This window comes from Robertmurraya korlensis NBRC 107688, from assembly GCF_001591645.1.
GTDB lineage: Bacteria > Bacillota > Bacilli > Bacillales > Cytobacillaceae > Robertmurraya_A.
The window spans coordinates 98,384-110,963 of record NZ_BCVH01000003.1; the positions used below are offsets into that span (position 1 = coordinate 98,384).

Annotated in this window: 9 protein-coding genes and 1 pseudogene; 8 read left to right on the forward strand and 2 right to left on the reverse strand. The window is 37.4% G+C overall.

What is annotated here, in order from left to right; all coding sequences use genetic code 11:
- The first annotated feature begins 54 nt into the window (after positions 1-54).
- The 5 genes and pseudogenes from BKO01S_RS06985 to BKO01S_RS07005 form a co-directional block, all read left to right on the forward strand.
- Entirely contained in the window at positions 55-603 is a 549-nt protein-coding gene (locus BKO01S_RS06985; RefSeq protein ID WP_232311187.1) for an RNA polymerase sigma factor SigX, read from the forward strand.
- Positions 600-1,733 (forward strand): anti-sigma factor family protein, encoded by a 1,134-nt coding sequence (locus BKO01S_RS06990; RefSeq protein ID WP_066050880.1) that lies wholly within the window; start codon positions 600-602, stop codon positions 1,731-1,733. Before BKO01S_RS06985 ends, BKO01S_RS06990 begins: the two co-directional genes overlap by 4 nt.
- Positions 1,734-1,799: 66 nt before the next feature.
- The gene (locus BKO01S_RS06995) at positions 1,800-2,732 is read left to right on the forward strand and encodes an ABC transporter ATP-binding protein (protein ID WP_066050883.1); all 933 of its coding nucleotides are present in this window, start codon (positions 1,800-1,802) and stop codon (positions 2,730-2,732) included.
- Positions 2,716-3,585 (forward strand): ABC transporter permease subunit, encoded by an 870-nt coding sequence (locus tag BKO01S_RS07000; protein ID WP_066050886.1) that lies wholly within the window; start codon positions 2,716-2,718, stop codon positions 3,583-3,585. Before BKO01S_RS06995 ends, BKO01S_RS07000 begins: the two co-directional genes overlap by 17 nt.
- 354 nt (positions 3,586-3,939) lie before the next feature.
- A pseudogene (locus BKO01S_RS07005) lies at positions 3,940-4,413 on the forward strand (DUF6946 family protein); the annotation flags it as partial.
- Between the two features lie 56 nt (positions 4,414-4,469).
- Here the strand turns inward: BKO01S_RS07005 and BKO01S_RS07010 are convergent.
- Complete coding sequence (locus BKO01S_RS07010; RefSeq protein WP_066050893.1) at positions 4,470-4,841, reverse strand: hypothetical protein; 372 nt, start codon at positions 4,839-4,841, stop codon at positions 4,470-4,472.
- 176 nt (positions 4,842-5,017) lie between these two features.
- Between BKO01S_RS07010 and BKO01S_RS07015 the strand changes: the two genes are divergently transcribed.
- Genes BKO01S_RS07015 through BKO01S_RS07025 form a run of 3 tightly spaced genes read left to right on the forward strand, consistent with a single transcriptional unit; the run spans position 5,018 to position 10,382 of the window.
- Positions 5,018-5,341: a nucleoside triphosphate pyrophosphohydrolase gene (locus BKO01S_RS07015; protein ID WP_066050895.1), complete on the forward strand. Its 324-nt coding sequence runs from the start codon at positions 5,018-5,020 to the stop codon at positions 5,339-5,341.
- 21 nt (positions 5,342-5,362) lie between these two features.
- Complete coding sequence (locus BKO01S_RS07020; protein WP_066050898.1) at positions 5,363-7,942, forward strand: MrcB family domain-containing protein; 2,580 nt, start codon at positions 5,363-5,365, stop codon at positions 7,940-7,942.
- The gene (locus tag BKO01S_RS07025) at positions 7,914-10,382 is read left to right on the forward strand and encodes a restriction endonuclease-like protein (RefSeq protein WP_066050902.1); all 2,469 of its coding nucleotides are present in this window, start codon (positions 7,914-7,916) and stop codon (positions 10,380-10,382) included. Before BKO01S_RS07020 ends, BKO01S_RS07025 begins: the two co-directional genes overlap by 29 nt.
- A gap of 453 nt (positions 10,383-10,835) precedes the next feature.
- Here BKO01S_RS07025 and BKO01S_RS07030 read toward each other — a convergent pair whose 3' ends face one another.
- Positions 10,836-11,366 carry an RNA-dependent RNA polymerase family protein gene (locus BKO01S_RS07030; protein WP_066050905.1) on the reverse strand — a complete coding sequence of 177 codons (531 nt, stop codon included), beginning with the start codon at positions 11,364-11,366 and terminating at the stop codon, positions 10,836-10,838.
- Between the last annotated feature and the right edge of the window lie 1,214 nt (positions 11,367-12,580).

Consider the following 12,580-nt stretch of genomic DNA (forward strand, 5'->3'; position numbering starts at 1 on the left):
AAAAACAAGGAATCTGGTGTCCTACTAGTGAGAGCTCTTAGAAAGGAGGATATGATGATGGAGGTGAAGGCCAATTTGTCGGAAAACAATAACCATCCGTCAAAAGAAGAAACGTTTCAGGACTTATTTACCCAATATTATCCTCATGTTGTTCGAAAAGTAATGATCGTAGTGAAAGAACAATCCATTGCAGAAGATATTGCCCAAGAAGTATTCGTGAAACTATATCATACGGATCGGACAACGATTGATAACATACTCGGTTGGCTAACAAAGGTTGCGATTAACACAGCCTATAATCATATTCGAACGGAAAAGCGCCATCAAGCCCGAATAGATAAACAACAAATCTATGAAAATGATTCCGTTGGGTCAGTAGAAGAAAGCTATTTGACGCTTGAAAAGATTAAGGAAGTTCAGAACACATTGATGAAATTACCTGAACGGGATCGGGATCTGTTGATCATGCAATTTTCTGGATACAGCTACGAGGAAATTGCGAAAAGCAAAGGGGTCGAAAAGGTATCCATCGGAACTCTATTAGCTCGAGCGAAGAAACGCTTTAAGAATTTTTATATGCAGGAAAGGAGAGAGGAGACATGACTTGTCATGATATGGGTGTCCTGCAGGCTTATTTAGATGGAGAAGTAAGCCGTGAGGAGAAAAAACAAATCATGAAGCACTTAGAGAATTGTCAAACCTGTCGGGAAAACATGGATGAACTGCAAAGTCTTCACTCCTTTTGTGAGAAAACTCTAGCGGTGAAGGATGTAACAATAGACATCGATCAGGCATGGGCCAGGTTTGAAAAACAGATTCAACAGACAGGACATCAGAAAAAGGAAGAAAACAAACATGTTTCGATAAAAAGGAGATGGAGCAAGATGCAATCCAAAACAAAACGTTTATTGATTTCAGGAGCTGCGGCAGTTGCTATTTTTGGCTCATTGACGATCCCACAGGTTCAAGCGGGAGCGAGTCAATTTTTATCCTTATTCCGTGTGGATCAATTTGAAATGGTGAAGCTCACCCAAAATGATATTAGTGAAATTGAGAATTGGGTGAATGAAAATAAAACAGGAACGCTAGACCTAAAGGGAATTGGAAAGCTCGAAGTGTCAGAGAATGCAGGGGAAGTGAAGCAATTTGACACATATGAATTGGCTAAAGAAGCTGGATATGCAGTTCCTTCATTAGATGAGTTTGTGGTTGAGGATGTAAGAGTGACTCCTGCAACAACGATCACCTTTACCCTGAATGTAGAAAAAGCGAATCAATTATTATCTCAATTAGGATCGGATCAGCAGTTTGATACGTTACTCGATGATAAGCCGTTTTCGGTATCCACATCGGATGCTGTTCATACAAGCTATAAACGAAATGAGCAATACATCTCTTATATGCATACAAAATCACCAGAAATTAAGGTTCCGGAAGGTGTGTCTGTTGGGGAGTTACGAGCGACCTTACTGTCACTGCCATTCATCCCTGAAAATGTGAAGACACAGCTAGCAGGAATTGAGAATTTTGAAACGACCTTGCCAATTCCGCTTGTCGAAACAGAAGGAGCAAAGGTGAGAGAAATTCGAGTAGGCAATGCTCAAGGCTTTGCGGTAGAGGGTGACCATGAATCCTCGATTGTTTGGGAGAAAAATGGAGACATTCATGTCATCATCGCACAAGGAAACATGAGTGCTGACGAATTGATTCAAGTAAGTACACAAATGAAGTAAAAGGAGAGAGTCAGAGGGCCATCGATTGGCACTCTGACTCTTCATTACATAGGGGGAGGGAACAGGATGAGCGTAATCGAGACGAACGCTTTAACCAAAACGTACAATGGAAAGGGTGGCATTTCCGATGTGACCTTATCTGTCGGCGAGGGAATCATCTATGGCTTTTTAGGTCCGAATGGCTCTGGAAAAAGTACATTCGTTCGTACTCTGCTGGGGTTATTACAACCAACAAGTGGGGAAGGATATATTCTCGGTGAACCGATAGGAACAACGAAGTCAAGGGAACAGGTAGGCTATTTACCAGAGTTGTTTCGTTACCCCGATTGGTTGACGGGCAGACAATTGTTAGAAAGTCATGCAGAATTATGTAAAATACCTGTTCGCCAACGGAAAAAACGAATCGAAGAAGTCGTAGAGCTCGTAGGAATGACGGGTAGAGAAAACGGACGAATTAGTGGGTTTTCAAAAGGAATGTCGCAACGAATTGGATTAGCATGCGCCATTTTAAATGACCCGAAGGTCGTGTTTCTCGATGAGCCTACTTCGGCCCTTGACCCGATAGGACGGAAGGACGTCCGAGATCTCATGGTCTATCTACGAGATCAAGGGAAAACTGTTTTTTTAAACAGTCATTTGCTATATGAAGTAGAGTCTGTCTGTGATCATGTGTCGATTGTTCACCAAGGCGATATGGTCGCACAAGGACCATGGCGAGAATTAATGGTCACAGAAGCCAAAGTAGAAGTGGTAACCGATCAGCCGATAACCGTACCAATGCCAGCCTTTGTAACAGAATATCAACACAAAAATGAGAGAGACCGAACGAGAATGATCTTTCAGCTAGAAAACGAAAGTGATATTCCTAACATCATTCATTACTTGTCCTCCCATCAGACACCGATCTATGAAGTAAAACCAATCACCCCTCATTTAGAGGATGTGTTTCTGTATTGGGTGAATCAGAAAAAGGAGAACATGTATGTGGACAATCAGTAAATTAACCTTTAAAGAGATGATTTCAAAAAAGATTTTTCTGATTACGATTATTATGACGTTCGTGTTTCTGGCCCTTTATGGGACAGCGATTTATTTTGCTGCCAAGGAATCCGCCAATGCAGCAGGAGCGATTCAAGGGACCGAAGCCATTTTAATGCAGAAGTTTTTTGCTTCACAGCTTTTAGGAGTGGGCCTTTATTTTTCTTCCTTTATCACCGCATTGCTAGCAATCTTGTCGAGTGTCAGTGCCATTTCAGGAGAAGTGGCAAGTCATCAAATCGATACATGGCTGATGCGTCCGATTTCTAGAGCTCAGTTTGTGTTGGGGAAGTTTATAGGGTTAGTCATTCTCATGATGGTCTATGCCGGTAGCCTCTTCTTTGGCATCGTTCTTCTTCATCAAGGGATTGGTGGAGAATGGATGGCGTTGGACTTCCAACCCATGCAGCTGATCAAAGCCGTTAGTGTCTTTGTGATTCAGCCATTTGTATTAATCGCATTCGGAATCTTATTAAGTACACGGATGACCACGTTAAATGCCGGAATTGTTTGCATTATCTTGTACGGTGCATCCTTTATAGGAGGCTTTATCGAACAACTGGGAGCAGTCATCGACAAAGCCAATCTAGTCAATATCGGAATTGTTACAAGTCTAATTTTCCCCGTAGATTCTATGTACCGGAAAATGACCGTATTCTTATTTGAAACGTCAGATAATCCTCTGTCCATTGCGCAAGGTGGGATGTTTACTAGTATTTCCAGTCCTAGTAATGTGATGGTTTGGTATGCGGTGCTGTATGGGGTTATTGGCGTGGTTGTTTCTATATATATTTTTAAGAAACGTGATGTGTAAAAAAAACAAATATTATGGGGAAGAGGAGCAAAGGTAAGAAAATGCTTCTCTTTTTTGTATTATTTCGTCTTAGTAATTGAGGGTCGTGAAGGATTTTCTACTTTTGTTCCAGAAAAATCTCGGTGTATCGGGGGGGAGACTCCTTTGCTTGAGTGTAGACAGGGTAGTCTACTATAGAAATTGTTTAGGAAAAATGAAATCAAGATTAATAAAGTAACCACTGACAGTTTGATTTAGAGTGGCCTTACTTGACAAGCGTAATGTACTTGTCGATTTTTTTCTAGTTCTATAGATTTTAACAAGTCATCCAAACCTATCTTTCAAAATATTGAATTCCTATAGGGTTTTCCGGAGTACAAAGTAGATCTACCTGGTGGGAACAAAGCGTCTCAAAATGACATTTTTGTTATCGGAAAAGGGGGAGGAGAACTCATCTCCATTATGGTTGAAGGCAAAGTCTCGGAATCATTTGGTAAAACCGTAGAAAAATGGCTAGGGAATGAACCTAGTAATGGGAAACGAGAAAGATTTGAATTCTTAATTAGTGAACTCCAACTCAATCAAGACGAGGGTTTGAACATTAGGTATCAATTATTACATAGAAGGGTATCAGCGATGTTGGAGGCAAAAAAGATAAATGCTCCTAATGCACTAATGCTAGTACATTCTTTTAGTGAGAGCTATGTAGGGTTTGAGGATTATCTTGAGTTTGCAAGGCTATTAGGGCTACAAGTTGAAAAAGAAGAAATTGTAGGGCCAGTATTATTAAATGGGATTAACGTTTACTTTGGATGGGTTACTGGAGAACTTGAATTTCTTAAAAAGTAAATCAATAAATCAAAAGCGTTTATCCTACAACTTAGGGTAAACGCTTTTTCACATTATTAATAAGGATACCGATTAAATACATATAGATTACTAGACTGCGAGCCATTCTTCCGGACAGTTTCATATACAGTAATAATGCCAAACTTAATCGCCTTTTGAATCATCCGTTTAAAAGTTGCCCTCGAAATCATTCCAAGTTCTCCCCGGTCCTCATAGATGGACTTAAGCATCGTTCTTATCTTTGCATAACCAACACCTGGCAACTTCTCAGAGAAAAGAACCAGGCGCTGTAATGCAATTTGCTCACTTTTTGTAAATTCACTTTTCAGCAATGTCATCCATAAATCTACATGCTCACGAAACTCCTTCACATGATCAAACTGCGAATAACCCACATAAGACTCGATCGTAGTAGCTTTGATTGACACATGTATTCACCTCCTATTAATTTCTATATATGAGGAAGTAGCTCAAAAGGACAGGCACATGACAATAAAATGACATTCCTAAAATCTGTAAAGAGATGCAAGTTTTGCTGTATAATGGGGAAAAAGTAAGAAATTTGTATGGTTAAATTTTCATGTGGTTGAAAGAGGAGAATTCAATGCCTGTTTACAATAAATTAGTTCGAGATATCATACCTGAGATCATTGCTTCTACTGGAAAGCAGTATTCTACAAGGATTTTAGAAAATAATGAATACATAAGTGAGCTGAAAAAGAAGATTAGAGAAGAACTAGATGAATACATAAATACTGACGGTAATGAGGGAGCTATTGAGGAATTAGCAGATTTGTTAGAGGTCATTCACTCCTTAGCAAAGGTTCATGGTTCTTCCATTGAGGAAGTGGAACAAGTTAGAAAAGAAAAGTTCAAGGAACGCGGTGGATTTGATAAAAGAATTCTTCTTGTAAAAGTGGAAGATTAATGACGTACGGAGTGATTACATTTGTTAGATAACATCATCATTGAGTTAGTAAAAAGGATAAAAAGTGTACAAACATTAAGTTCAAAGAAAGAAAATGTAATTTCAAAGGTCGATGATAAAGGGGTTTACGTTGAAACTGAATCCTCTAGAACAAAGTATCAAAGCGGTAACAAAACAGAACCGTATGAATTCATTCCATTCCGTTTCCTACTTGATGGTTGGTACGAATTTATTGATATTCGCCAGGCAGAGGCAAATGATTTTAAAAAGGTAAGAGGGCGAACTTCTTTCCTTATGGCTTTATTTTCACAGCTTCCGTTTGTGGAAGCGACAAAAGGAAAAAGTACATCTATTCGACTAAGAGAATTCCAGACAGACGAGCTACCGAATGTCTCTTACAAAAGCATAAAAGAGTTTTTGGATGAAATTATCTCAGGTACATACGATCCGACACAATTAAATGAGCAGTTCGACGGGAATCTATACAGAATCAAATCAAGAAGCAGGCAAGATGGCCGGCTGCTTGGTTTTATCAATGAGTTTAACGAGTCAAATCACTTTCAGCTGAAAGAGTATGTGGAGTCGGAACACGAGGACCAATACATAAAACGAATTCTATTAAATCTGGGATATTTCCGTGTGGTCCTCGTTTGCTTGGACCTCCTTCGTCATTACAGTAAGTCAGACAAGAAGGCTGCTATCGAGGAACTAGGTATGTTAGTCGTCCGAAACTCACGTGGGGATAACCTGATGGTAGAGTCTGTGGCAAAGGAAAGAACGAACTTCCTTCTTCAATGGTTAGAGCATACAAGACTCATTGATAACGAATGGACTCCAACAGTACCCTTCTTTGATACTTTAAGCATAAAGGAGCAGAAAATGGCTAGTGATATAAGAAGCAATCTAATAAGAGTAATGAACACCTACTTGGATGCAAAAAGAGAATCCTTTGGAGGGAACCAACTAGGGGCTATTGTTCGTAATGATATCCCATTAGGTTTTTATCAACTGGATTTTATTGATTCCTCAGAGTACGTCGTGACGGGATCCGTCGGTCAAGGGAACTGGGCGTCTGTTCCATGGATAGCAATCATGAATCGAAAGATAACTGTTTCCACCCAACGAGGGTACTACATCGTATATTTGTTTAGCGAGGATATGCAGACTGTTTATTTAACACTCGCACAGGGAGTAACAGAAACCTCAAAGGATGAAATGCTGAGAATTAAAGAGGACATTCGTCAATCCATATCTAGCTCAAGTAAGGTGAGAAGAGATGACTTAATCAATCTTGGGACAAGTCAGAAAGCAAAGCAATATGCTCTTTCTACTGCAGCTTATATCAGGTATAACTCTGACGAGATGCCAAGTGAAAGTGTTCATGTAGCTGACCTACATGAAATGGTGAACATTTACGAGAATTATATCGCTAGTAAAAATGGACTTACATACGATACTCCTTCGGAAACACATAACGAGGTACACGAGGATAAAACAGTTACACTAAATGATAAAGATTTAATTGAGCATATCTACTCTTATATTCGAAGCAAAGGCTTCTATTATAAAAAAGAAGAAGTAATCAATCTATTCTTATCTTTAAAAACAAAACCATTTGTCATTCTCTCCGGAATTTCTGGAACAGGAAAAACCAAAATGGTTCAATGGTTTGCTGAAAGTGTAGGAGCGACAGAAGAAAATGGACAATTTGCTCTGATACCGATTCGTCCGGATTGGAATGATGGTTCGGACCTACTAGGTTATGTAGACATCAAAGGAGAGTTTAAAGAAGGTCCACTAACGAAAGTAATTAAAAGAGCTGAGAATCATCCAGATCTACCATACTTTGTTCTATTAGATGAAATGAACCTAGCACGTGTAGAGTACTATTTCAGTGATATCCTCAGTGTCATGGAAAGTCGTAAATGGAAGGACGAAGAAATAGTTTCCTCAAATTTGCTTTCCGAGGAAATAGCAGGATTCGACTTAAAACTACCGAATAATCTATATATCATTGGTACAGTCAACATGGACGAAACGACCCATCCATTCAGTAAGAAGGTTTTAGATAGAGCCAATACCATTGAGTTTAATCGTATTGAGCTAGGAAACCTGACATATTTATACGAGCAAGAGCAAGTAAATTCAATAGTAAGTGATCAAGGATCTTTTGCTTCGACTTACCTGCATCTAAAAGATGTATATGTAAAGAATAATAGCATCGTAGAGCAGGTAACAGCAGAGTTAGAAAGCATGAATGCCGCTCTTCAGCTAACGAATGCACATGTTGGGTATCGTGTACGTGATGAAATTTGCTTCTACATTGCATATAACCAAGAAGCAAGGCTAATGGAGTTCTCCGAGGCACTCGACCATTGTATCTTACAAAAGATATTACCTCGAATTGCTGGAAGTGACGCGAGGGTAGATCAACTTCTCAAAAAGCTTTATATCCAATTTACAAACAAGCAGTATGAGGAAGATGTAGAATTGACTGAACAGGAATTACAAAGTGCGAAATACCCGAAAAGTGCTGCAAAGGTTGTGGAAATGGTAGGGAGGTTAAGAGACGATGGTTTCACTTCCTTCTGGATCTCGTGAGGATGTTGAATTAGTTAAGGTGGAAACCGACGATTTAACCTTAGTGTTAAAAGGAAAACCTTATCATGAGCGATATGAAGGGCTTAAGCAATATCGGAGCATGGATTACCACGATGTCATGGAATTTAATGTCGAAGGAGTAAATATCCAGGCGATTAATGTCTACGACATCAACAAACAAGAGATGGTAGATCCCGTAAATCTACGTCCTATCTTTTTCGAAAATGGTGTGTACCAGCTAGTCGTTTGGTCGAAAACTGGCCAGGAACTAACCTTCTATCATGAGCATCCTTTATTAAGGCAAGCTGTCTCAGCAATGGAGTTTGGAACACAGTCTGTACTAATGGGGAACCTGCAATTCCAGAATGAAGTGGGATTTACAACCTTTCAGATTTTACAGGATAAGAAAAAACTATTAGAGGTTACACTAGAGATTTTTCCATCGAAGCTTGATTACAAAAATGACTATAAGAAACTTCTTGAGGAAGTAAATGACGAGATATATAATCTGGCCTATCATTTCATTCGAAAAACGTATTTAGGAGCTTCGGTTAAACTGGAAGGCAGACCATCCAGAGCGGAGTTTTACCGATTAATCTCTGGACATTTCCGTCAGTTTACACAAGCCATTGCGCGCATTGAACATCAGCCACATCATACACTACATAAAACCTATGAAAAGGCTAGAGGAGATCAACTAAAGAAAATTGATAGTACCAGTAGAGCATACTTGCGAAAGAGGTCCAACTTGTTTGTTGAGGTTGAAAAAGGGATACCTATTAATAGCAAGAACATAATGCCTTATGAGGGATTAAAGAGTAAAAAAGAGTTAACTTACGATACACTGGAAAATCGATACGTCAAATGGATGATGGGGAGATTGGTTCATAAGCTAGTTGATTTATTAGAAACTGTCCATAAGATGAACAAATATATGGTAGAACCCGATCCAGATCTGATTGACCGAATAAACAAGATGATTAAGCTGCTCCAAAATAAAACCAATGATCATTTTTGGTCAAGAATCGGAAAGTTGGACCGATCCGTCATGAGTCTCGTGTTACAAATGGCACCAGGCTATAGAGACGCGTTTCAAATATTCTTAACGGTGTCAAAGGGACTTGCCCTTCAAGGAAAGCTGTACCAAATGTCAGTAAAAGATGTAGCAACTCTGTACGAGTATTGGACCTTCCTTAAGCTTGGACAGATACTGGGACGAAAATATACTCTCGTAAGTCAGGATATTATTCAGGTGAATAGAGAAGGATTATTTGTTAATTTGGAAGCAAATCGAATGGCTAAACGTGTGTTTAAGCATCCGATTACAAATGAAGAGATCGTGTTAACTTATCAAAAGTACGAGGCGAAACTCCCTACCATTCCACAAAAGCCTGACACGATGTTGAGTATTGAGAAAAAGGGGAAAGACTATACATTTAATTATATCTTTGATGCCAAGTACCGTATCGACTATGCGCAAGAGGGTAGCTTCTATAAAAACCGATACAAAACCCCTGGTCCTATGGAAGATGATATTTACACGATGCATAGATATCGAGATTCAATTGTTGCTGAGAATAACGGTCCGTATGAAAGAACGGCTTTTGGAGCGTATGTTCTATTTCCGTGGTTTGATGAACACACCTATCAAAATCATCATTTTTATCAGAGTATAAACAAGGTAAACATCGGTGGTCTACCTTTTCTACCAAACGCGACGGTTTTAGTTGAGCAATTTGTAGAATGGCTAATTAATAAAAGTCCTGAAGAGATTCAAAAGGAAGGAATCTTGCCAAGAGGTACGTTAGAGGAATGGAAATCTAGTCTAGACGAATTGGTATTAGTTGGACTTGTTTCAAATGGTGAGGATTATCTCCGTTTTATTAAAGAAGGATACTATTCTATGCCGGCTAACAAATTGAAGAAGGGCTGGCAGGAAGCAAAATATGTTGCGTTATATGTTAAGAGCGGAATTGAGCAGCAGGAAAATGGAATCAAATACTACGGGAAAATAGAAAAAGTTACAGTAGCTATATTTGATGGCTTGGAATGTATAAACTTTAGGTTACAAAATTGGATTACTTTAAAAAACTTGATTAAACCAGTTGGGTACGGGATTTCTAATTATATGTTAACTACCTTACATAGTTTAAACGAATCGACTGAACTACCGGAATTATTTATGAAGTCTACTGAGGAAATGATTGTTTGGCGAATGTTGAGAAGAGTGTCTGATAAAATAGTTCTGAATTTAGATAATGATAATGTGGATCATGCAAACCGAGTAACTAAATATAAAATAAATGCTATTACAGTAAGCTTAGATAGGATAGAGCAAAGTATTAAATTTAATAGCGATACTAATGAATTTGAAGTTTCTAAATATGAATTACTACAGAACCCTAGTAGAGTATTTAAAATGCTAAATAGATTATTTTAAATTGAGAGTGTAAAAATATGTGTAAAAGCCACTTTAATAGTTAGAGTAGCTTTTTTGTATGCTAAACATATGAAGATAATCTATACAAATATGATAAGTGGTAAAGTGAAGGAGAAGGAATATAAAAGAGGAATTGATGTTCAAACAAAAATCGTAAAAAGTTTTTAGAAGAACTAAATGAATTTGAAAGTAAAATACCATAGTTGAAAAAGATGGAACAATTAGGAGAAATTATTTTGTTTAAAACTATTTATACACTACCCCAACCTATCTATTTATTGGGTTGGGGTAGTGTATAATTATAATGAGCAAAATTTTATATACATCATTAAAATTATTGTCTAGGTTTTAAATATTTTTCTTTACAAACGGTACTCCATAATTTGTCACTACAACCGCTTATGTATTTTAGTCCAATGTCTTTTTACTTGCTTTCGGATTAAGCTCTTAATTTTAAGTTTTGACATTTTTTTGTGAGCACGCACGGTATGCATAGGTAATGAAGTTACCTCTATTCTTATAATTGAAACCAAGATGATTATAAATATTATATAAATCTTTTCTTGGGCTTTTTCGTTTTGTTGCTAATCCAACTCGCTTCATAGATGAAGCTTTCCGATATGCACGACAATAAAACTTAAACAGGCTCTTTACTCTAACGCGTACTACCTGTCCATCTGTCACAAACCCTAAATAGTCTAAGGAGCTATTATTACCTGTTTCGTCATAGATTTTACCGTTTGAGAAATTATTAATTTCTGTCTTTCCCTCTTGAATCTTTAATCCTGCTGATTCATAACTATGTATTATTTTAAAAACATCACTCTTCATTTCTTCTAGTAAATCGGAAAAAATCGTCTCAGTTGGTATTATTAATATCATATCATCACAATATCTACGATAAAGGGCGTTGTGTGAATCAGCCCATGCCTTAATTTGTTGATCAAAATGAATTAAATGGACATTGGAACAAACGGCACTCATACCAGAACCTTGCGGGATACCATAAGCTTTTTATTTTTATAAAGGTTTTGCTTTTTGAAATCTCGAAACTCAGATGGTTCCATTATTTTAGATAGTAGCTTTCTATTATTTAATAGTTCTTTGAGTTTCTTGACACCATGTTGTTCCTTTAAGTATTTATCTATATTTGACTTATGGACGTACGTAAACTGTGTGAGATTTTTGTAGACTTTATACCAGTCATTTGGAGTTCATCGACTCCAAGAACCGTTTTTAAATTATTTTTAAGTGTGAAATGATTGATATGGTCAAAAAACTTTGTAAAGTCTATTGAGATAATAACAGCTTGTTTTTGTGATAAAAGAAATTAGGATACTTCGTGTGCAAAATCTATATTATTTTTTCCAGACTTGTTATTTCGATATGCTAATGCAATTTCATCAATTCCTTTTTTGGGGCATATCGGTTATATGCAGCGTTTAATAGATCTCCATAATATTTATATATAAATCTATCTTTATGAGTAGCATAAAAAATCTGGCGTTCTCTTTTCTTTGGGTCAGAGGAAGTGTTTTATCATTCGAAACTGTACATATTAGTTATAGGTGATATTAAAATGAATGGAGGGTAAAGAAGCATACGATTCTACCCAACTAGGGTCTATAATGTTACTTTTTACATGGTTAATATATACTAGGGAATCAAAGTGTAAGTAGTATTTAGTTTCATATTTTGACCAGTCAACCTCAGAAGAGCTAGGGAGTTTACGTAATTGTTGTGACCTATTACTCTGTTTCAAGACAGAAAACCTCCTAGCATACCTTTTTGGGATTCAAAAAAAATTCGAATTGCCCGTTGACCACTGGTTCATTAAACGATTCAATTATAATATAACTAAGGAGTCAATTATAACCGTGATAAGTTTAGGAGACCTCTCAGAGGTGCAAATGTTGATTACACTCGTGGAAGTTGTTTGGTTACTTGTCGAAGTCTTGAAGCTCATAAAGTTTGACAAGTTGAAACTTATCTCTCTTGCAACCAATTTTACAAGACGCCTTCATTTCTGAATCTTTTCCATTATAAGACAGTTATCTTTATATTTAAATAATATCTACATATTTTTCACTTTTTATTGTTTTTGTGCTCCTTTTCTAATGCTAACAGGATATGCAGTGTAGTGTACATTTCCTTACCATATACAGCGAAGAATAAATTGTGTTGCAAATTCTCTCGTA

Bases quoted from the DNA above. Each gene is read 5' to 3' on its own strand.
- BKO01S_RS06990 (WP_066050880.1), top strand. From the start codon at position 600: ATGACTTGTCATGATATGGGTGTCCTGCAGGCTTATTTAGATGGAGAA.
- BKO01S_RS07025 (WP_066050902.1), top strand. From the start codon at position 7,914: ATGGTTTCACTTCCTTCTGGATCTCGTGAGGATGTTGAATTAGTTAAG.
- BKO01S_RS07000 (WP_066050886.1), top strand. From the start codon at position 2,716: ATGTGGACAATCAGTAAATTAACCTTTAAAGAGATGATTTCAAAAAAG.
- BKO01S_RS07015 (WP_066050895.1), top strand. From the start codon at position 5,018: ATGCCTGTTTACAATAAATTAGTTCGAGATATCATACCTGAGATCATT.
- BKO01S_RS06995 (WP_066050883.1), top strand. From the start codon at position 1,800: ATGAGCGTAATCGAGACGAACGCTTTAACCAAAACGTACAATGGAAAG.
- BKO01S_RS06985 (WP_232311187.1), top strand. From the start codon at position 55: ATGATGGAGGTGAAGGCCAATTTGTCGGAAAACAATAACCATCCGTCA.
- BKO01S_RS07030 (WP_066050905.1), bottom strand. From the start codon at position 11,366: ATGAGTGCCGTTTGTTCCAATGTCCATTTAATTCATTTTGATCAACAA.